The sequence below is a fragment of the Mesorhizobium sp. AD1-1 genome (assembly GCF_020164655.1).
Lineage (GTDB): Bacteria > Pseudomonadota > Alphaproteobacteria > Rhizobiales > Rhizobiaceae > Mesorhizobium > Mesorhizobium ciceri.
The window spans coordinates 218821-241136 of sequence record NZ_JAIUGP010000001.1 but is presented as its reverse complement, the minus strand read 5'-3'; the positions used below and the strand labels follow the sequence as shown (position 1 = coordinate 241136).

The following is a 22316-nucleotide window of genomic DNA, read 5'->3' as shown; positions in this document are numbered from 1 at the left end:
GTTTTCCCGGAATTCAGGCTGGATGCTGGAGCTGGCTCAGCCCACCATCTACGACGAGCGTGGCCGCATTCATGAACGGGCACTCGTCGGAAATCATGAACACCGCAGCCAGCGCAATCTCGCGCGCCGTGGCGATGCGGCCGCCAGGATGTAGCGCCATGGTGTTGGCGCGTGCTGTGGCCGGATCGGCAAAGCTGTTCCAGTAGTCAATCGCCTTCTGGGTTTCGACATAGCCGGGCGCCAGCGCGTTCACGCGCACCCCTTGCGCCGCATATTCGAGCGCCAGCGATTTGGTCAGGCCGAGCAGCGCGTGCTTGGCGACCGGATAGGGAAAGGTGTGTGGGATGATGGTGAAGCTGTGCGTCGAGGCGATGTTGAGGATGGCGCCGCCGCCGCTCGCGATCATGCCCGGCAACACCGCCTTGCTGCAATTCCAAGCGCCCTTGACGTTGACGTCGAAGTTGCGGTTCCATTCCTCCTCGGTCGCCTCGAGCGGCGTCGAGAACACATTGATCCCGGCATTGTTGATCAGCGCGTTGATGGGGCCGATCTCGGCGGCCGCTTGGCTGACGGCAGCGGCAATTGCGGCACCGTCGCTGATGTCGGCTGCCGCATGCCCGACATGGCCGCGCGGCACGGCGAGGCCCGCGACGGTCTTGTCCAGCAGTGCGCCGTCGCGGTCGACCAGGAACAGTCTTGCGCCTTCGGCAAGGCAGGCCTCGGCGATCGCCAGCCCGATGCCTTGCGCGGCGCCGGTCAGGAAGATGCGTTTGCCGGAAAGGCGCTCAGCCATGGTTGTCGCTCCAGTCGAAGACGGTCATTGCGAATCTTGCTCTGAGAACCTCGCCGGGGGAAAGTACCTTGATCCCCATTGGGTCGGCATCGAAATGCTTCAACGCATTTGGGGTATGGCTCATCGGCTCCAGGCAGAAGAAGCTTCGGTCCGTGTCCGGCGCAAAGAGCATGTAGCGGTCGAGCTCCGCGTCCGCCTCGATGTCGATCCCCAGACAGTGCTCCGGCCAGATGATGCGCGCGATGCCGCTCCACCCTTCGAAGCCATTGTTCAGCCAACGGTCGGGCAAATGGCGCGGCGTTGAGAAATCGACATCGGCGGCAATGGCGCTCCTGGACGCTGGAAGGTGCCCGTCGCGCTCTGTCCACCAGGTTTCGGCCGGCGCAAACAAGGTCGTCCGCGGCGTGCGCGGAAAGAATGGATGGAAACCGAGGCCGAATGGCAGTGGAATGACGCCGGTATTTTCGACGGCAAGCCGGAGTTCCAGCCGCGCGCCGGCGAGCCGGAACGACTGTCGCGCATGGTAGACATAGGGCGAGTCGACGCCGCGCGGATGATCGAAGGCCAAATGGAGGCGGTCGACGCGATGCTCCTCGACCTTCCAGTTCGCCTGCCAGCCGTCACCGTGAATATAGAAAGGATCAGTCGTGTTGGGCGCCAGCGTGAAGTTTTGACCGCCGCAGGAAAACGCATTGCCCTCGACGCGATTGCCGATCGGCACCATCGGAAAGCAAGCGCAGTGCACAACGTCGAACTCGGCCTCGCCTTGGTAGGGACGCAGGAATGGCACCCCGTCGGCCGTATGGCCGTTGACGATTGCGCTGCCAGAGGGGCTGATCTCGACGCACAGCCGATTGCTTTCCAGTAGTATTCCAGCCGACATGCCCTGCCCCGAGTCAACGCCGGCCCAAAGCCGACGAGCGCAGATTGTCGAGCAGCACGGCCAGCAGCAAAATAACGCCGCGCACGATGTACTGGTAAAAGGCCGGGATGTTGAGCAGGTTCATGGCGTTCTCGGCGATGCCCATGATCAGCACGCCGACGATGACGCCCGACATGGTGGCGCGGCCGCCGGCAAGCGAGACGCCGCCGAGCACGCAGGCCGAGATGACCGAGAGTTCCAGTCCGACCGCCGCGTTGGGCTGGCCCGAGGTGATGCGCGACGCCAGCAGGATGCCGGCGATGCCGCAGACGACGCCTTGCAGCGCAAAAATCCAGATGCGCGTCCGGTCGACATTGACGCCGGCAAGGCGCGAAGCCTCCGGATTGCCGCCGATGGCCAATGTGTTCTTGCCGAAGACGGTGCGGTTGAGGACGAAGCCGAAGATGAAAAACAGGATGGCGAGCACCCAGACCGGCGTCGGAATGCCGAGCAGTTTGGACAGCGCGAGCTGGTAGAAATCCGGGCTGTTGATGCCGACGGCGCGGCCGTCGGACGCAATCAGCGCAAACCCGCGCACGATCTGCATGGTGGCCAGCGTCGTGATCAGCGCGTTGATGCGGAATTTGGCGATGACGACGCCATTGATGAAGCCGACGAAGGCGCCGCTGGCAATTGCCGCCAAGAGGCCAAGCAGGATCGAGCCGGTGTAATTCGACGCCATCACAGCGACCATGCCGGCAAAGGCGACGATGGAGCCGACCGACAGGTCGAAGTCGCGTGCGGCAAGGCAGAACATCATGGTGCAGGCGACGATACCGACGGTGACCACCGACTGCAGCAGGCCGAGCATATTGCGGTCGGTGAGGAAATTCGGCACCAGAGCCGAGACCAGCGCGAAGGCGACGACAAAGATGACGACGAGGCCCTGTTCGCCGAGCAGGATTTTTTTCAACTGGTCGGTCATGCCAAAAGTCCTCAAGATGCGATCGCGTCGGGGGTTTTCTGATCGGGGAGAGCGGCGGCCAGGATCGCCCTTTCGGCGAACTGGTCGCGGGTGAGCTCGGCGCTGACGCGGCCGCCGCACATCACCAGAATGCGATCGCAGATGCCCATCACCTCCGGCAGTTCGGACGAGACGACAACGATCGCCATGCCGTCCTGCGCAAGCTGGTAGAGCAGTTCATAGATTTCCGATTTGGCACCGACGTCGATGCCGCGCGTCGGCTCGTCGACAATGAGAACCCGCACCCCTTGTTCGGACAGCCAGCGGCCAAGAATGACCTTCTGCTGGTTGCCGCCGGAGAGGTTGATGATGTCCTGCTTGCGCGACGGCGTGCGCACCTTGAGCTTCTTGATGAAGGTTTCGGCGGTGGCGATCTCGCTGGCGCGGTTCAACACGCCGAAGCGCGTGTGATGGCGCCGCGACGAGATGTTGATGTTCTCCTCGACCGAGCGGCCCTGGATGATGCCGTCATGCTTGCGATCCTCCGAACACAGCACGATGCCGGCCCGGATCGTACCACGCGGATCGGTGGCAGGGACCAGCTTGCCATCGACGGTGATGGTGCCGCCCGAGCGCGGATCGGCGCCATAGACCAGACGCATCAGTTCCGAGCGCCCGGCGCCGATCAGGCCGAAGAAGCCGACGATCTCGCCTGCCCTCGCCTCGAAACTGGCCGGCGTCTTCAGTTTGGGGCCGCTGAGAGCGTCGACCTTCAGGCGGACATCGCCCGTTTTTCGTGCGCGAAAACCCCAGATATCCGAAATCTCGCGGCCGACCATTTCGGCGACGACCTGGTCGCGGGTGACGCCTTTCAGCGACGCATGGTGCGCCGCCAGCTTGCCGTCGCGCAGCACGGTCAGGCTGTCGCAGAGCCGGAACACTTCGTCGAGCCTGTGCGAGACGTAGATGATGACCTTGCCCTCGCCGCGCAGGCGGTCGATCAGGGCAAACAGGATTTCGCTTTCGCGCGAGGACAGCGACGAGGTCGGTTCGTCCAGCGCGATAACGCGTGCGTCGAGCATGATCGCCTTGGCGATCTCGACCATCTGGCGTTCGCCGATGGACAGCGTCTTGACCTTGCGGCGCATGTCGATGTCGATGCCGGCCGATTTCAGCTTGGCGCCGACGTCGTCCAGCATCCGGCGGCCGGCGATGATGCCGGCGTTGGCAGGGAAACGACCGAGGCTGAGATTTTCGGCAACGGTGAGTTCAGGAACCAGCTGCAGTTCCTGATGAATGACGATGACGCCATTGTCGAAGGCATCCCGGGTCGACGTATAGGCCTGAACCCTGCCGTCGATGCGGATCTCGCCCTGATCGGCATGCTGGTCGCCGGACAGTATCTTGATCAGGGTGGATTTGCCGGCGCCGTTCTCGCCCATCAGCCCATGCACGGCGCCTTTGTCGACGCCGAACGAGATGTCCGACAGCGCCTTGACGCCCGGATAGGTCTTGGTGATGTGCGAGAAGTCGAGAAAGGACACGGGCAGCGATCCTCTTATGGAATGGCAAACAGGCGGCGGGATGAGCCGCCGCCTGTTTGTACAGGGAGGATTATTCGATGCCGAGGCCCTGGCGGACCTTCTGGTAGTCGTCGCGCTTGGCGAGTGCACCGGAAGTCAGGATCAACTTCTCCGGCTCCTTGTTGCTGGCAACCCAGTCATACATGTTGAGCGCCGTTTCGTAGCCATGACGCTTCGGCGAGATGATCACGGTGCCGACGAAGCCGGTGGCCGTCGGCTTCTTGAACTCGTTGATCGCCGAATCCGCGCCGCCAATGCCAACGCCGATCACGCTATCAGCGGGGATGCCGACGCTTTCGGAGGCACGCACCGCACCCAGCACCGCTTCGTCGTTGAGGCCGAAAGAAACCCACTTCTTGATCTCGGCATGGGCGTTGAGCACGACGGTCGCCGCATTGAGGGCAGCTTCCGTATCGGTCTTGGCCTGAGGGGCGTCAAAAATGTTCTCGGCCTTGAAGCCGTTTGCCTTGAGCACCGAGATGGCGCCTTCGACGCGGTCGACCGCGGTCGGCAGTTGGTCGTAAGAGACGCGGATGGCGCCGACCTCGTCGGCCTTCCAGCCGCGCGCCTTCATCTCGTCGACGATCGCCTGGCCAACCGCCTCGCCGATCTTGGTTGCCGAGATGCCCATATGCGGCACGTCTTCCAGCGCCTTGCCGTCGGCGCCGACCAGGCGGTCATCGACAGTCATCAGCTTGAGATTGTTGGCGGCGGCCTTGGCGACGATGCCGGGGCCGAGCTTCACGTCGGGCGTGCAGACGATGAAACCCTGCGCGCCCTGGGCGCCGAGATTGTCGATGGCCGACATCAGCTTCTCACCGTCTTCGGCGCCGATCTTGACCAGGGTAAAGCCCTTTTCCTTGGCGGCCTGGTCAGCAAACTTCCATTCGTCCTGGAACCACGGCTCCTCGGGCTGTTTGACGATGAAGCCGATCTTGGTGTCCTGAGCATATGCAGCGATGGTCGTGACGGACAGCACGGCAAGCGCGCCCGCGACGAGCGCGGTCTTCAAAAGTCGCATGATTACCTCCCAGCGATAGACCGGGCGCTCAGCCCGGATGCCGGAGTCTCTAATCGCTTTTATCATACTCGTCAATTGATCTGGTATGATAATTAATGTACATGCTCTGACCAGCGATCGCTGGCGCAATTGATCCGCATCCGTTAAGGCCGGACCGGTTGTGCGAAACCAGCGGTTCGCCGCCTTGGAGGAGGGCTGAGGTGACCGGGACTTTGAAGAAACCGCAAGGCGACACAGCCACTCGCCGCCCGCGCGTCATGCCCGACGTGACCAAGGCGATTGCCTCGGACATCTTTTCCGGGCGCTATCCGGCCGGCTCCTCACTGCCGACCGAAAACGAGCTCGGCGTCGAATACAGCGTCAGCCGCACCGTCATCCGTGAGGCCCTGAAAGTGTTGGCGGCAAAAGGGCTGGTGCTGTCGCGGCCACGCGTCGGCACGATCGTCTGCAACGAGGACGACTGGAACATCATCGACCCGCAGGTGCTGGCCTGGCACGCGCCGCATGCACTGGACGACAAGCTCTTCGACGCCATTCTTGAGACTCGCCGGGCCATCGAGCCGCTGGTTGCCGAACTCGCCGCCACGCGCGCGACGCTGCAGGAGATCGCCGATCTCGAAGCCACCTGGCGCGGCATGGCCGGCGCCGGCGAGGATCTCGCCGCCTTCTCGCGCAGCGACATCGCTTTCCACCAGATCGTCTATGCCGCGAGCCACAACCCGATCTTTCGCCAGATCGGCAATCTCATCGACACCGGGCTGAAATTCTCGCTGGAGGCGACGGCGGTGATTTCGCTCGACCGGCGCATGGAGGCCGTGGCGGCGCACCGCGAGGTGGTCGAGGCGCTGCGTATGCGCAATGCCGATGCCGCGCGTGGGGCGGCAAACAAGATCCTCGACCTCGCGGCGCGCGACCTCGTCAGCGCCAAGAAACTCAAAAGCAACTGAGACTGCGCATGAAAATCATCTCGCTCACCACCTACATCGTTCCGCCGCGCTGGCTGTTCCTGAAGATCGAAACCGATGCCGGCGTGATCGGCTGGGGCGAGCCGGTCGTTGAAGGCCGGGCGCTGACCGTCGAGGCGGCGGTCAAGGAGCTTGGCGATTATCTCATCGGCAAGGATCCCCGGCTGATCGAGGATCACTGGACGGTGATGCACCGCGGCGGTTTCTACCGCGGCGGCCCGATCCTGATGAGCGCCATTGCCGGGATCGACCAGGCACTGTGGGACATCAAGGGCAAGGCGCTCGGCGTGCCCGTGCACGAACTGCTCGGCGGCAAGCTGCGCGACTCGATCAAGGTCTATTCCTGGATCGGCGGCGACCGCCCGGCGGAGGTCGCTGCCGGCGCCAGGGAAATGGTGGCGCGCGGTTTCCTGGCGCTCAAGATGAACGGTACCGAAGAACTGCAGATCGTCGACAGCCATGACAAGATCGACGCCGCTGTCGAACGCGTCGCCATGGTGCGCGAGGCCGTCGGGCCCAACATCGGCATCGCTGTCGATTTTCATGGCCGCGTGCACCGGCCGATGGCGCGTGCGCTCGTCAAGGAACTCGAACCCTATAGGCTGATGTTCATCGAGGAGCCGGTGCTCAGCGAAAACCGCGAGGCGCTGAAGGAGATCGCCGCGCTTGGCTCGACACCGATCGCGCTCGGCGAGCGGCTCTATAGCCGCTGGGACTTCAAGTCCGTGTTCGAGGAAGGCGTCGTCGACATCATCCAGCCCGACCTGTCGCATGCCGGCGGCATCACAGAATGCCGCAAGATCGCGGCGATGGCGGAAGCCTATGATGTCGCGGTCGCGCCGCATTGCCCGCTCGGGCCGATCGCGCTTGCCGCGTGCCTGCAGCTCGACGCGGTCAGCTACAACTGCTTCATCCAGGAGCAGAGCCTCGGCATCCACTACAATGCCGCCAACGACCTGCTCGACTATGCCGCCAACAAGGATGTCTTCCGCTACGAGGATGGTTATGTCGCCATCCCCGACGGCCCGGGACTGGGTGTCGAGATCGACGAGGATTATGTCAAGGAACGTGCCAGGGAAGGCCACCGCTGGCGCAACCCGATCTGGCGCCACAAGGACGGTTCCTTCGCCGAGTGGTGATCCGGGCTGGCTTTCAGACTCCAAGCACTCCAGGAATAATGAAGACTTTGTCCGGCGAGCAGTTGCTCTCGAGAAATGGCTCGTTCGTTCGGTTTGATCGAGGGGCTTTCAGCGGCGTTGCCGAATTGACCATCAAACGCAGATGACCGCAGTGCGGCACATTCATCGGCTGCGAATTGCAGAGGGACTGTTTGGTGGAGCCAATCGGGATCGAACCGACGACCTCTTGAATGCCATTCAAGCGCTCTCCCAACTGAGCTATGGCCCCACTTCCGGCAGTCAACCGGCGCCGTTTCCGGCGAAGAGATCCGGCGCGGGTTGGAGACCGCGCCGTTAGTGCAGGCGGCTTCTAACCCCGCCCTTCTCAGATATCAAGCCTTCGAGAGTCGCTTTTTCTTCACAGTCCTCGAAAGCCCGCAAACGCCCGCTTTCAAGGCCGATCAGACCTCGTCGTCGTCGTCGCCGACGCCGATCATGTCGGCAACGTCGTCATCTTCTTCCTCTTCGTCGGCGAGGAAGGTGTCATCTTCGTCGTCGCCGAGATCAACGTCGTCCTCGTCGTCGCCAAGATCCGGCAGGTCGTCGCCCTTGACGTCCTCATCAGCCTCTTCGAGCGAGACGACCTCAACGCCTTCTTCTTCCTCGGCGTCCACTTCCTTCTCGGCCACTTCCTCTTCCTCCTCGAGAGCGGCAATCTTGCCTTCCTCGAAATAGGAACGCGGATAGGTCTTGCCGGTGTAGGGCGAGACGATCGGGTCCTTGTTCAGGTCGTAGAATTTTCGGCCCGTCTCCGGGTCGATACGTTTTGTGCCAAGTTCGGTTTTTGCCACGGCAAGCCTCGTCAATAAAAGAGTGGTCCCCTTAACCACAGTTTGCAGCGCTGTCAAAGCGAAAAGCCGGCGTCACAAAACCATGCATTGAAAGGCCTCGCGTGAAGTGACGACCATGGGGATGACCATTTCGGCCCACCGTGGTACGAGACCGCCGCAACAAATGAAAAGCGCCGGCCCGCCGGCATTCCGTCCAGGGAAATTCCATGTCTCACGCCGCCGCCCCCAAGCCGGCCACCGCCCGCCAATCCCCAGCCCTTTCCGGCATCGCGCGCGTGCCGGGCGACAAGTCGATCTCGCACCGTTCCTTCATGTTCGGCGGCCTCGCCTCCGGCGAGACCCGCATCACCGGCCTGCTCGAAGGCGAGGACGTGATGCGCACGGGTGCCGCCATGAAGGCAATGGGCGCGCATATCGAGAAGAACGGCGACGAGTGGGTGATCCGCGGCACCGGCAACGGCGCGCTGCTGCAGCCGGAAGGCCCGCTCGATTTCGGCAATGCCGGCACCGGCTCGCGGCTGACCATGGGCCTTGTCGGCACCTATGACATGGAGACCACCTTCATCGGCGATGCCTCGCTGTCGGGCCGGCCGATGGGCCGTGTGCTGGAACCCTTGCGCCAGATGGGCGTGCAGGTGCTGAAGGCGACGCCGGGCGACCGCATGCCGATCACACTGCATGGACCCAAGCATGCCGCACCGATCACCTATCGCGTGCCGATGGCCTCGGCGCAGGTGAAGTCCGCAGTGCTGCTCGCCGGCCTCAACACACCCGGCATCACCACGGTGATCGAGCCGGTGATGACACGCGACCACACCGAAAAGATGCTGAAGGGGTTTGGCGCCAATCTGTCGGTCGAAACCGACGAGCGTGGCGTGCGCCACATCTTCATCGAAGGCCAGGGCAAGCTGACCGGCCAGACCATCGCCGTGCCGGGCGACCCGTCCTCAGCCGGCTTCCCGCTGGTGGCCGCCCTGATCGTGCCGGGTTCGGACATCACGATCGAAAACGTACTGATGAACCCGACCCGCACCGGCCTGCTTTTGACGCTGCAGGAGATGGGCGGCAACATCGACATCCTCAACCCGCGCAATGCCGGCGGCGAGGATGTCGCCGACCTGCGGGTACGTTACTCCGAGCTCAAGGGCGTCATCGTGCCGCCCGAGCGGGCGCCGTCGATGATCGACGAGTATCCGGTGCTGGCGGTCGCTGCGAGCTTCGCCGAGGGCGAAACGCTGATGCAGGGGCTGGAGGAGTTGCGGGTGAAGGAATCCGACCGGCTGTCGGCCGTCGCCAACGGGCTGACGCTCAACGGCGTCGACTGCACCGAGGGCGAAGCTTCGCTTGCCGTGCGCGGCAAACCGGGCGGCAAAGGCCTTGGCGGCCATCCCAATGGCAAGGACACCACCGTGCAGACCCACCTCGATCACCGCATCGCCATGAGCTTTCTGGTCATGGGGCTGGCGACGGAAAAGCCGGTGACCATTGACGACGCCGCCATGATCGCGACCAGCTTTCCGGAGTTCATGGGGCTGATGACGGCGCTGGGCGCGGAGATCGGGTGACGGTCGTGGCAACCAATAGCCTTGGTACGTTGGCAGGCCAGCGCCCAACCCTTTCGGCGGTCTGCCAATGACACACGTCTTCACCATCGCCATCGACGGCCCCGCCGGCGCCGGCAAGGGCACCCTCGCCCGCCGGCTGGCCGACCACTACCGCCTCAACCTGCTCGACACCGGCCTCACCTACCGTGCCGTGGCCTATGCGCTCATCCAGCACGCGCTGCCGCTCGACAATGTCTCGGCGGCTGAAACCGCTGCCCGCCAGGTCGATTTGGCAAAGCTCGACCGGACGGTCTTGTCGGCGCATGCGGTCGGCGAGGCGGCCTCCAAGGTCGCGGTGTACCCGACCGTGCGGCGCATCCTCGTCGAAAAGCAGCGCGACTTCGCCAAGACGCCGCCGGGTGCGGTGCTCGATGGGCGCGACATCGGCACCGTGGTGTGCCCCGACGCCGACATCAAACTCTATGTGACGGCGAGCGCCGAGGTGCGGGCACAGCGCCGGCTGGCCGAGATCGAGAGCATCGGCGGGACCGCCGATTTCACCGAGATCCTCGCCGATATCATGCGCCGCGACGAGCGCGACATGGGCCGTGCCGACTCACCTTTGAAGCCGGCCGCCGACGCGCACTTGCTTGATACCAGCGAAATGGCTATAGAAGCCGCGTTTCTTGCAGCCATGGCGATCATCGATGACGTCTTGGCCAAGAGAGACTAGGCCTGATCCGGGTTTTTCCCTCGTCTTTCCGTTGTCGGAGGCGAAGAAAATACCCATATCGGGCACGAACCAGCCTGCCAGCATTCTTCATGCGCCGGAATTGCCGCTTAAAGAGCGGCCCAGGGCTTTTGTAGCCCGGAACGCCGGCAGGCCAACGCAACGCTAACCCACGGCGCCCGTCCCGCTTCCAGATGCGGGGCACTCCAGGAGAAACAATGTCAGCTGCAAATCCCACTCGCGATGATTTCGCGAGCCTGCTCGAAGAATCATTCACCACCGGTCACTCCGGCGAAGGCCAGGTCGTCAAGGGCACGATCACGGCGATCGAAAAGGACATGGCCATCATCGACGTCGGCCTCAAGGTCGAAGGCCGCGTGCCGCTGAAGGAATTCGGCGTCAAGGGCAAGGACACTACCCTCAAGGTTGGTGACACCGTCGAGGTCTATGTCGAGCGCATTGAAAACGCGCTTGGCGAAGCAATGCTTTCCCGTGAGAAGGCCCGTCGCGAAGAGAGCTGGGTCCGCCTCGAAGAGAAGTTCACCAAGGGTGAGCGCGTCGAAGGTGTTATCTTCAACCAGGTCAAGGGCGGCTTCACGGTCGACCTCGACGGCGCCGTGGCCTTCCTGCCGCGCAGCCAGGTCGATATCCGCCCGATCCGCGACGTCTCCCCGCTGATGCACAACCCGCAGCCCTTCGAGATCCTCAAGATGGATCGCCGCCGCGGCAACATCGTGGTGTCTCGCCGTACCGTGCTCGAAGAGAGCCGCGCCGAACAGCGTTCGGAAATCGTGCAGAACCTCGAAGAAGGCCAGGTTGTCGAAGGCGTCGTCAAGAACATCACCGATTACGGTGCGTTCGTCGACCTCGGCGGCATCGACGGCCTGCTGCATGTCACCGACATGGCATGGCGCCGCGTCAACCATCCGACCGAAATCCTCAACATCGGTCAGACGGTCAAGGTGCAGATCATCCGCATCAACCAGGAAACCCACCGTATCTCGCTCGGCATGAAGCAGCTCGAGAGCGATCCGTGGTCCGAGATCGGCACCAAGTTCCCGATCGGCAAGAAGATCAAGGGCACCGTCACCAACATCACCGACTACGGCGCGTTCGTCGAGCTGGAGCCGGGCATCGAGGGTCTCATCCACGTTTCGGAAATGTCGTGGACGAAGAAGAACGTGCATCCCGGCAAGATCCTGTCGACGACCCAGGAAGTCGACGTGGTGGTGCTCGAAGTCGATCCGGCCAAGCGCCGCATCTCGCTCGGCCTCAAGCAGACGCTCGAGAATCCGTGGCAGGCTTTCGCCTCTAGCCATCCGGTCGGCAGCCAGGTCGAGGGCGAGGTCAAGAACAAGACCGAGTTCGGCCTGTTCATCGGCCTCGAAGGCGACGTGGACGGCATGGTGCACCTTTCCGACCTCGACTGGACCCGTCCGGGCGAGCAGGTCATCGAAGAGTACAATCGCGGCGACATGGTCAAGGCGCAGGTGCTCGACGTCGACATCGACAAGGAGCGCATCTCGCTCGGCATCAAGCAGCTGGCCAAGGATACGGTCGGCGAAGCGGCGACTTCAGGCGAACTGCGCAAGAACGCGGTCGTCACCTGCGAAGTCATCGGCGTCAAGGATGGCGGTCTGGAAGTGCGGCTGGTCGACAGCGGCATCGAAACCTTCATCAAGCGCTCCGACCTGAGCCGTGACCGCGACGAGCAGCGCCCCGAGCGCTTCACCGTCGGCCAGAAGGTCGATGCCCGCGTCATCGCCTTCGACAAGAAGACCCGCAAGCTGCAGGTCTCGATCAAGGCGCTGGAAATCGCCGAAGAGAAGGAAGCGGTCGCTCAGTACGGCTCGACCGACTCCGGCGCTTCGCTGGGCGACATCCTGGGTGCCGCGCTGAAGAAGCAGGGCAGCTAAGTCTTCGCACCGCGAAGCCTTCGCACAGGCTCCAAAACAAAACCCCGCCGGAGCGATCCGGCGGGGTTTTTCTTTGACCTAGGTAAAGGTTGGAAAGTTACGCCCTGCCGTAAAGCGGCACCAGCGTGCCGCTCATCGCCTGATTGGCCGGCGAGGCGAGATAGGCGATGGCCTCGGCGGCGGCTTCGAGGCTGACCCATCTTGTGACATCGGCATCCGGCATATCGGCGCGGTTTGCCGGCGTATCTAGCGTCGACGGCGCCACGGCATTGACCAGGATGCCCTTGTGCTTCAGCTCTTCGGCCATCGCCACCGTCATGGCTGCCACCGCCGCCTTGCTGGCGGCGTAAGCGACCATGCCGGCGCCGCGCCGCGGATCGAGCCCGGCGCGCGCGGTGACGTTGACGATGCGGCCCGCCGTGTCCGACGACAGCATCGAGCGGATCGCGGCGCGGCAGCACAGGAAGGCGGTGCGCGCATTGGTGTCCATCATCTCGGCAAAGGACGCCGACTCGATCTTTTCAACAGGCGCCGAGGTGAAGCCGCCAGCCAGATGGATCGAGCCCCAAAGGCCCGGAACCTGGCTATAGAACGCTTCGACCTTCGCGGGGTCCGAGAGATCGACGTTGTGCACCAGCTGGACACGGTCATGCGAGGTAAAGGGGAAATGCGTAGGGGCGGCGGCATGAGCATTGGGCACATGGCAGATCGCGCCGTCGCTCAGCAGTTTGCCGACAACCGCACCGCCGAGTGCACCGGTCCCACCAGTCACGACGATATGCTTGCCTTCAAGTGTTTCCGTCATCTTGGACGCTCCTGTCATTTTTTTGTCGTTAGGTCGTTTCTGTGCCGCCGACGCGAAGCGTCGCGCCTTTTGCGCCATCACTCAATTGACATCTCGACATGGCAGTTGTCGCGTCTTTGCATGCGTCCGACACTTCAGCCGTGGCCCGCCAAGACGGGAAACCCGCGCTTCAGTCAACTGTGATTTCGATGACGCGCGGCAGTCCGGTGGCCCGGGCGCGCTTCAGCGCGTCCGCGAGAGCGTCGATATCGGCAAGCCGTTCGGCGCCGATGCCATAAGCCTCGGCCAGCTTGCAGAAATCCGGCGGCGCCGGCGATACGCCGACCGGCTCGACGCCGACATCGAGCATCGAGGTTTCGATCTCGCGGTAGCCTCTGTTGTTCCAGACGACGAAGATGACCGGTACCCGCGCGTCGAGCGCGGCGCCCAGTTCCGGCAGCGTGAACTGGAAGCCGCCGTCACCCGTGAGGCAGACGACCGGCGCATCGGGTATCGCAAGGGCCGCGCCAATTGCGGCCGGCGGGCCGTAGCCAAGCGCGCCGAAGCCGGTGGCGGCATTGAACCAACCGCCTGGCCGATCATGGTCGTAATAGAGGTTGGCCGCATAGATCGGCTGCGTCGAATCGCCGACGATGAGCGCGCCCGGCAAAGCGTCGCGGATCATCTCGACGGCGCGCACCTGCCCCTGCAGTGTCGGATTGAGCTCGGCAAAGGCTGCTTTGCGTGTAGTAGCGGCGCGCGACGATCCGCCCTCGCTTGCCCGGACATGGCGGGTTTCCAGAAGCAGTGCTTCGAGCGCCTCGGCGCAATCGGCCTGGATCGAAACCGTCGCCGGGCGGCGGGCAAGCTGGTCCGCGCCGATATCGATGCGGATCAGGTTGGCGGGCAGGACGAAGCCGCCATCGCTGTAGCCGTCATAGTCGGTCGAGCCGAATTCGGTGCCGGCGGCAATGACCAGGTCGGCGTCGGCCATCAGCGCCCGTACTGTCTTCAGGCTGGGACTGGCCGGCACGCAAAGCGGATGACCATGCAGCAGGCCGCGCGCATTGGTGGTCTGGACGACCGGCGCCCCCAGCCGTTCGGCCAGACGCCGCAGTGGCGCTTCGGCGCGTTTGGCGCCGCCGCCGACCAGGATCAGCGGGCGGCGCGCTGCACTGATGAGTTTGGCCGCGTTGGCAATTGCGACACCTTCCGGCACGGGCGGCGTCACATTGCTCAGCATGGCAGCGATGCCATCCGCCGGCTTGACCATGACGTCGGTCGGGATCTCGATATGCACCGGGCCGGGCCGGGCCGATGAAAACAGAGCGAAGGCCTGCGCCAGCGCGCCGGGCAATTCGCCAGCCTCGGTAACGCGCTGCGAAAACAGCGCCACCTTCTCCATCATGCCGCGCTGATCCGGCAATTCGTGCAGATGGCCCAGCCCCTTGCCCAGCGTCGGCGTGGCGTTGACGCCTGAGATCACCAGCATCGGCACCGAATCGGCGCGTGCCTGCCCCATGGCGGTGATGGTGTTGGTCAGCCCCGGTCCGGTGATGACGAAGGCGACGCCCGGTCTGCCGCTGGCGCGTGCGTAGCCATCGGCCATGAAGCCGGCGCCCTGTTCGTGACGCGGTGTGACGTGGCGGATCTTGGAGCGCGCTAGCCCGCGGTAGAGTTCTACCGTGTGGACGCCGGGAATCCCGAAGACCGTGTCGACGCCATGGGCTTCGAGCAGCGAAATGAGCGCTTCGCCGAGTGTCGTCATTGGTTTTCCTCCCCTTCCGGCGCGAGGCCTAGTTCGGCCTCGACGGCCTTGATGCCGATCGCCGCCAATTCGCCGGGCGAGAACATCTCGCCGGCCAGGCAGCCTTCGATCCAGAGTCCGTCGATGATCGCATTAATCGCGATGGCATGGTGGCGCAATTGGCTTGCGTCCGATTTGCGCCGTTCGGCGGCGAGCACCTCGGCCACAACCGCTTCCACCTCATTGCGAAAACCAAGGTAGCCTTCGCGGTGGGCGTGGGCCAAGGTCGGATCCGCTCTGGCGCGGCCGATGAAGGTTGCCCAGAGCGAAAACACCCGCGCGTCGATAATCGGCGCATTGAGGTTGGCGGTGACGAAAGCCGCAAGGCGCTGGCGAGGCGAGGCATTCTCCATGACCAAAGCCGCTTTCGCCTGCTCGGTCATGCGGCCCATCAGCGCTGCATAGGCTTCCTGCAGCAATTCTTCCTTGCCGGGAAAATAGTGCCGGATCAGCCCGGCGGTGACGCCGGCACGCAATGCGATGGTGCGCAAGGTGGCGCCCTGCAGGCCATGTTCCGCCACGCTGTCCAGAGTGGCCTCGATCAGATCCTGCCGCCGCCGCTCCTCGCCCTCGCGACGGAACCTGCGGCGGGATGGCATATTCATTGGCGCAGGATCGGTCGCGTCAGGCATGTCGGCCCGCCCTCGCAGGCGATGCAGAGCGCATCCGCCTCGAAGATTTCGACCGTGCAGCCGGCGGCTTCCATCGCGGCTTTGGTCTTTGGAAAGCCCGCGACGGCAATGATCTTGTGTGGGCTGGTCGGCAGCACGTTCAGGCTAAGGCCGTTGGAAGCCGCGAACTCTTCGGCGTCGCCTTCGACCAGCCGGATGTTACGCGCCTTCAGCATCTGATAGAATGGGGCCGGCAAAAGCGGTGAATGGACCAGTGCGAGGTCGTCGGCCAGCGGGCTGATCACCGACATCAGATGCAGGCACGCTTCTTCGCCTTGCCACAGCGGAAGATCAAAGCCGTAGACGGAAACGCCCAGCGGCGTCAGCAGGTTGGAAACCTGCTGGATGCCTTCCTGGTTGGAGCGGACACCGCGCCCGATCACCAGCGTACGGGCATCGAGCCATACGCAATCACCGCCTTCGACCTGGCCAGGAACCTCGACGCGGCCCAGGATTGGAATGCCCAGCCTTCGGTAGGTTTCCTCATGCAGCGAGGGCTCCCTGGCGCGCAACGGCTTGCCCATGGACAGAATCAGCGCGCCGCGATCGGTCATCAGCGACGGGTCGTGCGTGAACACCGAGTCCGAAAGTCCATCCGCCGTGTCCTCGATCCATTCGATTTCGGCACCGGAAGCCGCCACCAGTTCAGCAAGGAGCGCGTGCTGCGATGCCGCTTTCGCCGGATTGAATCCCGGGCCATAGTGCCAGGCAACCCTGTCGGCATTGCGCATGGCGTTGGCCGCCGACCGCATCAGCACGCGGCGCAGCGGCGCCGCCATGGACTGTGATCCGAAAGCGCTCATCGAAGTCCTTTTTCGCTGAAAAAAATCGAGAAAATTTCATGGAAGGCTATTTATACACTTGCACAACAAGCTCGCAAGTGCCGTAATAAGCAGGATTGACGGGCTCTCGCCGTTGGGTCCATGCTGAAGTCTGGAGCGGGGCAGTACAGCGTATATGTTAATTAGCCGGATACACGTTCGACGAACCGCAGCCGACCCGATAGAGGTCACCCGGTGAGCGTGGTGGAAGCTGCCGCAGTCCGATCCGGCAAGGCGCAGGACGGCGCCGCCGAAGCCATCCATGTCGAGAACCTGCACAAGAAGTTCGGTGAGCTGCATGTGCTGAAGGGCGTCTCGCTGTCGGCGCGCGACGGCGAGGTCATCGCCATCATCGGCGGCTCGGGGTCCGGCAAATCGACCCTGCTGCGCTGCATCAACTGCCTGGAAAACCCGACCAGCGGCATCATTCGCGTCAATGGCGAGGAGATCAAACTCAAGGCCGACAGCCACGGCCACACCATTCCGGCCGACCGCAAGCAGATCGAGCGCATCCGCTCCAAGCTCGGCATGGTGTTCCAAAACTTCAACCTGTGGAGCCACATGACGCTGATCGAAAACGTCATCGAGGTTCCGGTGCATGTGCTTGGCGTCAAGCGTGATGTGGCGATCGGCGAGGCCGAGAGGCTGCTCGCCCGTGTCGGTCTGGCTGAAAAGCGCGACGTCTATCCGGCCTATCTGTCGGGCGGCCAGCAGCAGCGCGCCGCGATCGCCCGGGCGCTGGCCATCAATCCGCGCGTCATGCTGTTCGACGAGCCCACCTCCGCGCTCGATCCCGAACTGGTCGGCGAGGTGCTGAAGGTGATCGGCGACCTGGCGCGCGAAGGCCGCACCATGGTGCTGGTCACCCACGAGATGAAGTTCGCCCGCGAGGTCGCGACCCATGTCGTCTACCTCTACAACGGGCTGGTCGAGGAAGAAGGGCCGCCGGAGCAGATCTTCGGCGCACCGAAATCCGAAAGGCTGAAGCAGTTCATCCGCAACATCGGCTAGGCAAGCCGGGACGGAAGAAAACCGGGAACCAACAACAAACTGGGAGTCATGAAATGAAGACCGTTCTGAAGACATTTGCCGCAGCGCTGCTGCTCGGCGTCGCCGCCATGGGCGTGGCCAAGGCCGATCCGGTCAAGATCGGCGTCGCCGCCGAGCCTTATCCGCCCTTCACCTCGCCCGATGCTTCGGGCAAATGGATCGGCTGGGAGATCGACTTCATCGACGCCGTCTGCGCCGAGGAGAAGCTCGATTGCGTCATCACCCCGGTTGCCTGGGACGGCATCATCCCGGCTCTGACGACCAAGAAGATCGACCTCATCGTCTCCTCGATGTCGATCACCGCCGAACGCGCGAAGACGATCGATTTCTCGGACAAGTACTATAACACGCCGACCGCGATCATCGGCCCGAAGGACCAGAAATTCGGCTCCGCTCCGGACGACCTCAAGGGCAAGATCGTCGGCGTGCAAGTGTCGACGGTGCACGCTGTCTATGCCAAGAAGCACTTTGGCAGCACAGCCTCCGAGATCAAGGAATACCAGACCCAGGACGAGGCCAACAACGATCTGGCCGCCGGCCGTCTCGACGCGGTGCAGGCCGATTCCATCGCGCTTGGCGAATTCCTCAAATCCGACCAGGGCAAAGCCTGCTGCGACCTAAAGGGCATGGTCGCTCCCGATGACGAAGTGCTCGGACCGGGCGTCGGCGCCGGCGTGCGCAAGGAAGACACCGAACTGAAGGGCAAAATCAACGCCGGCATCAAGGCGATCCGCGCCAACGGCAAATATGACGAGATCTCGAAGAAATACTTCGATTTCGACATTTACGGCGGCGGCGGCGCGCAGTCGAACTGACGATCCTCGTATGAGCTGTGGGGTGTGGCGTCGCGCCATGCCCCACCTGCTCGATCTTTCCCAGGCATGTTTGCCGCCGACGCAGCCGTCGGCGGTTAGTCAGCACTTCGGGGGCGACGCTGATCGACGCACTTCTTTCGGCCTCCGCGGCCGGCATCACCGAGCTTCTCTCGCCCTACCCGCCAGGCTGGGGCGGGGCGCTTCTGGTTGGGCTGCTGCATTCGATCGAGATCGCGCTGGGCGCCACGTGCCTCGGCCTTCTGATCGGCACCGGCGGCGCCTATGGCAAGCTTTATGGCGGGCCGGTGGTGCGCGATCTCCTGGCGGTTTACACCACCATCGTGCGCGCCGTGCCCGAACTGGTGCTGATCCTGCTGCTCTATTACGCCGGCACCGACCTGATCAATCAGGCGCTGACGGCCATGGGTTATCAGCGCGTCGACGTGAGCGGCCTTGCCGCCGGCATCGCCGTGCTCGGCTTCGTCCAGGGCGCCTATTCGACAGAGGTGATACGCGGCGCGATCCTGGCCATTCCGCAGGGCCAGATCGAAGCCGCCCGCGCCTATGGAATGTCTCCGGGCCTGATGTTGCGGCGCATCACCTTGCCGTCAATGCTGCCCTTCGCTATTCCGGGCCTCGCCAATCTCTGGCTGATCGCCACCAAGGACACCGCGCTATTGGCTGTTGTCGGCTTCTATGAGCTGGCGCTGGCAACGCGGCAGGCAGCGGGCGTCACCAAGGCCTATTTCACCTTCTTTTTCGCGGCGGGCGTGCTCTATCTGCTTTTGTCGCTGTTTTCCAACCTCGTTATCGGCCGGGTCGAGACCTGGTCGCGGCGCGGCATGCCTTCGCTCAAGGAGGCGCGCTGATGGCCAACGAGGCGACCATCATCGACGTCGCCGCGCGAACGTCGCTGTGGCTGCAGCCGCACCGCATCGTGCTGATCGTGATCGCACTGGGCCTTGTTTTGTCGGCCGCCTTTTTCATGCGCTGGGACTGGCTGCCGCAATATTATGAAATGGGCTTGATCGGCCTCTGGCGCTCGCTGTGGATCCTGGCCGTCACCTGCGTGCTGGGCTTCCTGCTGGCCGTCCCGCTTGGCCTGGCGCAGGCTGCCGGCTCGTTCTGGTTCGCCGCACCCGCCAAGGTGTTCTGCACGGTGATCCGAGGCACGCCGCTGCTGATCCAGCTCTGGCTGCTCTATTACGGCCTGGGTTCGCTGTTCCCGCAATATCCGTGGATCCGCGAATCCTGGATGTGGCCATATCTGCGGCAAGCCTGGCCCTATGGCGTGCTGGCGCTGACCCTGTCGTTCGCCGGTTATGAGGGCGAGGTGATGCGCGGCGCCTTCGCCGGCGTGCCCAAGGGGCAACTCGAAGCCGCCCGCGCCTTCGGCATGAGCCGCTGGAAGGCGTTCCGGCGGATCTGGCTGCCGCAAGCCATCTACCGGGCGCTGCCGACGCTGACCGGCGAGACCGTGCTGCAATTGAAGTCGACGCCGCTGGTGGCGACGATCAGCGTCATCGACATCTTCGCCGTTTCGTCCAAAGTACGGCAGGACACCTACCTCACCTACGAGCCCTTGCTGCTGCTGGCGCTGATCTACATGACGATAACCGGCATTCTGGTCTTCGCCTTCAGCAGGATAGAGGCCAGGATCCCGAACAAGATTGGTTAGAGGGGAGTAGGGGAGTATCGGGCTACTATCCACATTCACATTTCCATCCCCATTCGCTATTCACTGCCCACTGTCCCGTACTCCCCTATTCCCCTACTCCCCTAGGACGGCCATGATGCAACTCAGTCTCGACCAGGCAAAAGGACTGTGCCGGATGGCGGCACTTGGCGCCGGCGCCAATGAGGAAGCGGCGCAATCGCTCACTGCTTCGATCATATCAGCCGAGGCCGAAGGGCTTTCCTCGGTCGGTCTGTCGCATTTCATCGACTATCTCGAGGCGCTGGAAGCCGGACGCATCGACGGCAATGCCGACCCGGTGATCACCCGGCCGGCGCTGGCAGTCTATCTCTCCGATGCACGCGGCGGGCTGGCGCATACCGGCTTCGACCGCACCATCGACGACCTCGCCAAGGCGGCAAAGCTGTTCGGTGTCGCCATCTTCTCGCAGAAGAACGCCTATACATGCGGCGCGCTCGGCTATTTCACCGGAAGGCTGGCAGCACAAGGACTGGTGTCGTTCGCAGCCACCAACGGCCCGGCCGTGCTTGCCGGCTCGGGCTCGGTCAAGCCGGTCTACTGCACCAACCCGATGTCGTTTGCCGCGCCTGCCGCCGACGGGGCGCCGCTGGTCATCGACCAGTCGTCGAGCGCCACCGCTTTCGTCAACATCCGCAAAGCGGCCGAGGACGGCAAGACAATCCCGGAAGGCTGGGCGCTGGACGCCAGCGGCAACCCGACCACCGATCCCGCCGCCGCCATGAAGGGCGCAATGCTCGCCTTCGGCGGTCAGCGCGGCGCCAACATCGCGCTGATGGTCGAGGTGCTGGCGGCGGGCCTGTCGGGCGCCAACTGGTCGCTCGACGCGCCATGGTTCAGCGGCGGGCCGGACAGCCCCGGCACGGGACTGTTCGTGCTTGCTATCGAACCCAAGCTGCTCGATCCAGATTTCGAGCAACGAATGAAGGACCAGCTTGACCGGCTGCGGCGGCGCTTCGGCGTGCATGTGCCCGGTCGTGCCCGCGCAGAGGCCGCCGAGAAGGCGCAAGCGCGCGGCATTACTGCATCGAAGGCCGTGGTGCAGCGCATTTCCGAATTCGCTGCACGCTATTCTTCCTGAATATCTATTAAATATCAATTGGTTATCTGGAATTCGCCCGCCGCAGGCGCGGCGCAGTGCGATTTTCTTTGCGCGCCGCTGAACCTTTTCGCGCCTTGCTGCGACCCAGCTTTGTCCAGGGCAAGGCGAGCTTGCCCGATCCACACCGAGGGAAGCAGCAAACCGAAATCGAAAGCCTGCATCACGCGAAGGCCGGTCCTTCGCGCCTCGGAAAACTCAACCCAAATCAAAGGAAATTGCCATGACCAACACCAAGATCACCATGCTGACCGCCGTCCTTCTGCTCGGCTCGTTCATGGGCGCCACACAGGCAGCCACCCTGAAGGCCGCACCGGTCAAGCCGTCCAGCCCAGGTGTCATCGCTGCCCCGGGCGGCGGGGCCACCGAAGACCACTACTGCAAGAACGGCCATGCAAAATTCGCCAATTGCAGCGCCGATTTCGTCGCCGCCTGCAAGAAGGTTGGTGGCACCATGTCGGATGTTCAGGGCTGGGGTGGGCGTACTTGCTTCACGCCCTCCTGATACCGTCTCAGGTCAGGCCGCGCCGTCGGCCCCTGGCTTCGCATGGATGTCACCCGGAAAACCCCGCTTCGGCGGGGTTTTCTGCGTTTTGATCGCACGATGGTAAAACATTCTCGTTTTGGTCAACTTTTGTTTATTTGACTTCGACCAACCTGATCGGCCGTTTGCGCTGATTGAGCAAAACAGAGGAGCTACAATGTCGGCAAGCACGGACAATCCCCGCAACGCCCTTGTCATCCCGGTCCTTGGCAGGTTTTACGCGGCCCTGCACGATGGTGCCGAAACCGTTCTTCGCGTCGTCGCCGGCGGGTTTCTCGCCATCCACGGTTCGCAGAAGATCGCCAATCCTTTCGGCGCTGCCGAGATGGTCGAGGGTCTCGGCTTCTATCCGGGCGCGTTGTGGTCGTTGCTTCTGGCCTGCACTGAATTCTTTGGCGGCATCTTCATCGCCATCGGCTTTTTGACGCGGCCGGCCGCCTTTGCCGGCCTGTTCGTGCTGCTGGTCACGGTCTGGTTCCACTGGGTCACCATGGGCCAAGGCTATTCGGGTGCGGAAAAGTCGCTGCTGTGGGCAGCGATCCTGCTCTTCTTCGTCATTCGCGGCGGCAACCGCCATTCGGTCGACAACCGTATCGGCAAAGCGTTCTGACAGGCTGATAGCGACGACGCGTCGCCCTTTGCCTTTGGCACGAAACGGATTATG

General features: G+C 63.4%; 22 protein-coding genes and 1 tRNA gene. 12 read left to right on the top strand and 11 right to left on the bottom strand.

The window, feature by feature from the left end:
• Positions 1-13: 13 nt before the first annotated feature.
• The 5 genes from LB519_RS01145 to LB519_RS01125 all read right to left on the bottom strand — a co-directional run bounded on the left by LB519_RS01145 (position 14) and on the right by LB519_RS01125 (position 5223).
• Positions 14-793, bottom strand: coding sequence for an SDR family oxidoreductase (locus LB519_RS01145; RefSeq protein ID WP_063169849.1), 780 nt, complete (start codon positions 791-793; stop codon positions 14-16).
• Positions 786-1676 (bottom strand): aldose 1-epimerase, encoded by an 891-nt coding sequence (locus LB519_RS01140; protein WP_063169848.1) that lies wholly within the window; start codon positions 1674-1676, stop codon positions 786-788. Before LB519_RS01140 ends, LB519_RS01145 begins: the two co-directional genes overlap by 8 nt.
• Before the next feature lie 13 nt (positions 1677-1689).
• On the bottom strand, positions 1690-2640 hold the full coding sequence (gene araH / locus LB519_RS01135) for an L-arabinose ABC transporter permease AraH (RefSeq protein ID WP_063169847.1): 951 nt from the start codon (positions 2638-2640) through the stop codon (positions 1690-1692).
• Positions 2641-2651: 11 nt separating this feature from the next.
• Positions 2652-4163 (bottom strand): L-arabinose ABC transporter ATP-binding protein AraG, encoded by a 1512-nt coding sequence (gene araG, locus LB519_RS01130; protein WP_318011887.1) that lies wholly within the window; start codon positions 4161-4163, stop codon positions 2652-2654.
• Between the two features lie 70 nt (positions 4164-4233).
• On the bottom strand, positions 4234-5223 hold the full coding sequence (locus LB519_RS01125) for an arabinose ABC transporter substrate-binding protein (RefSeq protein WP_024501894.1): 990 nt from the start codon (positions 5221-5223) through the stop codon (positions 4234-4236).
• A gap of 257 nt (positions 5224-5480) precedes the next feature.
• On the opposite strand from LB519_RS01125, the gene LB519_RS01120 reads away from it, so the two are divergent.
• Together LB519_RS01120 and dgoD are read left to right on the top strand one after the other, a co-directional pair.
• Positions 5481-6170: a FadR/GntR family transcriptional regulator gene (locus LB519_RS01120; RefSeq protein WP_050596413.1), complete on the top strand. Its 690-nt coding sequence runs from the start codon at positions 5481-5483 to the stop codon at positions 6168-6170.
• Between the two features lie 8 nt (positions 6171-6178).
• Positions 6179-7327, top strand: coding sequence for a galactonate dehydratase (dgoD, locus tag LB519_RS01115; RefSeq protein ID WP_224618382.1), 1149 nt, complete (start codon positions 6179-6181; stop codon positions 7325-7327).
• 192 nt (positions 7328-7519) lie between these two features.
• On the opposite strand, the gene LB519_RS01110 is transcribed toward dgoD, so the two are convergent.
• A tRNA-Ala gene (locus tag LB519_RS01110) sits at positions 7520-7595 on the bottom strand.
• Positions 7596-7767: 172 nt separating this feature from the next.
• Complete coding sequence (locus LB519_RS01105) at positions 7768-8157, bottom strand: TIGR02300 family protein (RefSeq protein WP_013528180.1); 390 nt, start codon at positions 8155-8157, stop codon at positions 7768-7770.
• Positions 8158-8363: 206 nt separating this feature from the next.
• On the opposite strand from LB519_RS01105, the gene aroA reads away from it, so the two are divergent.
• From aroA to rpsA, 3 genes are all read left to right on the top strand, one after another.
• On the top strand, positions 8364-9722 hold the full coding sequence (aroA, locus tag LB519_RS01100; protein WP_013528181.1) for a 3-phosphoshikimate 1-carboxyvinyltransferase: 1359 nt from the start codon (positions 8364-8366) through the stop codon (positions 9720-9722).
• Positions 9723-9789: 67 nt separating this feature from the next.
• The gene (gene cmk / locus LB519_RS01095; protein WP_013528182.1) at positions 9790-10434 is read left to right on the top strand and encodes a (d)CMP kinase; all 645 of its coding nucleotides are present in this window, start codon (positions 9790-9792) and stop codon (positions 10432-10434) included.
• A gap of 215 nt (positions 10435-10649) precedes the next feature.
• Positions 10650-12347: a 30S ribosomal protein S1 gene (gene rpsA / locus LB519_RS01090; protein WP_013528183.1), complete on the top strand. Its 1698-nt coding sequence runs from the start codon at positions 10650-10652 to the stop codon at positions 12345-12347.
• Positions 12348-12444: 97 nt separating this feature from the next.
• Here rpsA and LB519_RS01085 read toward each other — a convergent pair whose 3' ends face one another.
• The 4 genes from LB519_RS01085 to LB519_RS01070 form a co-directional block, all read right to left on the bottom strand.
• Positions 12445-13152 carry an SDR family NAD(P)-dependent oxidoreductase gene (locus tag LB519_RS01085; protein WP_063171055.1) on the bottom strand — a complete coding sequence of 236 codons (708 nt, stop codon included), beginning with the start codon at positions 13150-13152 and terminating at the stop codon, positions 12445-12447.
• A gap of 169 nt (positions 13153-13321) precedes the next feature.
• A complete protein-coding gene (locus tag LB519_RS01080; protein WP_224618380.1) occupies positions 13322-14899 on the bottom strand; it encodes a 5-guanidino-2-oxopentanoate decarboxylase in 1578 nt (525 codons plus the stop codon).
• Positions 14896-15543: a TetR family transcriptional regulator C-terminal domain-containing protein gene (locus LB519_RS01075; RefSeq protein WP_032809890.1), complete on the bottom strand. Its 648-nt coding sequence runs from the start codon at positions 15541-15543 to the stop codon at positions 14896-14898. Before LB519_RS01075 ends, LB519_RS01080 begins: the two co-directional genes overlap by 4 nt.
• Positions 15540-16412: a dimethylarginine dimethylaminohydrolase family protein gene (locus LB519_RS01070; protein ID WP_063171053.1), complete on the bottom strand. Its 873-nt coding sequence runs from the start codon at positions 16410-16412 to the stop codon at positions 15540-15542. Before LB519_RS01070 ends, LB519_RS01075 begins: the two co-directional genes overlap by 4 nt.
• Before the next feature lie 213 nt (positions 16413-16625).
• Here LB519_RS01070 and LB519_RS01065 point away from each other — a divergent pair, with 213 nt between their 5' ends.
• From LB519_RS01065 to LB519_RS01035, 7 genes are all read left to right on the top strand, one after another.
• A complete protein-coding gene (locus LB519_RS01065; RefSeq protein ID WP_063169844.1) occupies positions 16626-17441 on the top strand; it encodes an ABC transporter ATP-binding protein in 816 nt (271 codons plus the stop codon).
• 53 nt (positions 17442-17494) lie between these two features.
• Positions 17495-18295 (top strand): transporter substrate-binding domain-containing protein, encoded by an 801-nt coding sequence (locus tag LB519_RS01060; protein ID WP_224618378.1) that lies wholly within the window; start codon positions 17495-17497, stop codon positions 18293-18295.
• Positions 18296-18450: 155 nt separating this feature from the next.
• The gene (locus tag LB519_RS01055) at positions 18451-19164 is read left to right on the top strand and encodes an ABC transporter permease (RefSeq protein WP_196815384.1); all 714 of its coding nucleotides are present in this window, start codon (positions 18451-18453) and stop codon (positions 19162-19164) included.
• On the top strand, positions 19164-19973 hold the full coding sequence (locus LB519_RS01050) for an ABC transporter permease (protein ID WP_224618377.1): 810 nt from the start codon (positions 19164-19166) through the stop codon (positions 19971-19973). Before LB519_RS01055 ends, LB519_RS01050 begins: the two co-directional genes overlap by 1 nt.
• A 115-nt stretch (positions 19974-20088) precedes the next feature.
• Complete coding sequence (locus LB519_RS01045) at positions 20089-21090, top strand: Ldh family oxidoreductase (RefSeq protein WP_024501902.1); 1002 nt, start codon at positions 20089-20091, stop codon at positions 21088-21090.
• A gap of 241 nt (positions 21091-21331) precedes the next feature.
• The gene (locus LB519_RS01040) at positions 21332-21613 is read left to right on the top strand and encodes a hypothetical protein (RefSeq protein ID WP_224618376.1); all 282 of its coding nucleotides are present in this window, start codon (positions 21332-21334) and stop codon (positions 21611-21613) included.
• Between the two features lie 196 nt (positions 21614-21809).
• The gene (locus LB519_RS01035; protein ID WP_224618375.1) at positions 21810-22262 is read left to right on the top strand and encodes a DoxX family protein; all 453 of its coding nucleotides are present in this window, start codon (positions 21810-21812) and stop codon (positions 22260-22262) included.
• The last annotated feature ends 54 nt before the right edge of the window (positions 22263-22316 follow it).

What these genes read in the sequence shown, in the direction of transcription:
- LB519_RS01080 (WP_224618380.1), bottom strand. Translation starts at nt 14,899, where the DNA reads ATGACGACACTCGGCGAAGCGCTCATTTCGCTGCTCGAAGCCCATGGC.
- LB519_RS01045 (WP_024501902.1), top strand. Translation starts at nt 20,089, where the DNA reads ATGCAACTCAGTCTCGACCAGGCAAAAGGACTGTGCCGGATGGCGGCA.
- LB519_RS01125 (WP_024501894.1), bottom strand. Translation starts at nt 5,223, where the DNA reads ATGCGACTTTTGAAGACCGCGCTCGTCGCGGGCGCGCTTGCCGTGCTG.
- araH (WP_063169847.1), bottom strand. Translation starts at nt 2,640, where the DNA reads ATGACCGACCAGTTGAAAAAAATCCTGCTCGGCGAACAGGGCCTCGTC.
- LB519_RS01050 (WP_224618377.1), top strand. Translation starts at nt 19,164, where the DNA reads ATGGCCAACGAGGCGACCATCATCGACGTCGCCGCGCGAACGTCGCTG.
- LB519_RS01060 (WP_224618378.1), top strand. Translation starts at nt 17,495, where the DNA reads ATGAAGACCGTTCTGAAGACATTTGCCGCAGCGCTGCTGCTCGGCGTC.
- LB519_RS01085 (WP_063171055.1), bottom strand. Translation starts at nt 13,152, where the DNA reads ATGACGGAAACACTTGAAGGCAAGCATATCGTCGTGACTGGTGGGACC.
- aroA (WP_013528181.1), top strand. Translation starts at nt 8,364, where the DNA reads ATGTCTCACGCCGCCGCCCCCAAGCCGGCCACCGCCCGCCAATCCCCA.
- LB519_RS01145 (WP_063169849.1), bottom strand. Translation starts at nt 793, where the DNA reads ATGGCTGAGCGCCTTTCCGGCAAACGCATCTTCCTGACCGGCGCCGCG.
- LB519_RS01070 (WP_063171053.1), bottom strand. Translation starts at nt 16,412, where the DNA reads ATGAGCGCTTTCGGATCACAGTCCATGGCGGCGCCGCTGCGCCGCGTG.
- LB519_RS01140 (WP_063169848.1), bottom strand. Translation starts at nt 1,676, where the DNA reads ATGTCGGCTGGAATACTACTGGAAAGCAATCGGCTGTGCGTCGAGATC.
- cmk (WP_013528182.1), top strand. Translation starts at nt 9,790, where the DNA reads ATGACACACGTCTTCACCATCGCCATCGACGGCCCCGCCGGCGCCGGC.
- LB519_RS01120 (WP_050596413.1), top strand. Translation starts at nt 5,481, where the DNA reads ATGCCCGACGTGACCAAGGCGATTGCCTCGGACATCTTTTCCGGGCGC.
- rpsA (WP_013528183.1), top strand. Translation starts at nt 10,650, where the DNA reads ATGTCAGCTGCAAATCCCACTCGCGATGATTTCGCGAGCCTGCTCGAA.
- LB519_RS01035 (WP_224618375.1), top strand. Translation starts at nt 21,810, where the DNA reads ATGTCGGCAAGCACGGACAATCCCCGCAACGCCCTTGTCATCCCGGTC.
- LB519_RS01075 (WP_032809890.1), bottom strand. Translation starts at nt 15,543, where the DNA reads ATGAATATGCCATCCCGCCGCAGGTTCCGTCGCGAGGGCGAGGAGCGG.
- dgoD (WP_224618382.1), top strand. Translation starts at nt 6,179, where the DNA reads ATGAAAATCATCTCGCTCACCACCTACATCGTTCCGCCGCGCTGGCTG.
- LB519_RS01040 (WP_224618376.1), top strand. Translation starts at nt 21,332, where the DNA reads ATGACCAACACCAAGATCACCATGCTGACCGCCGTCCTTCTGCTCGGC.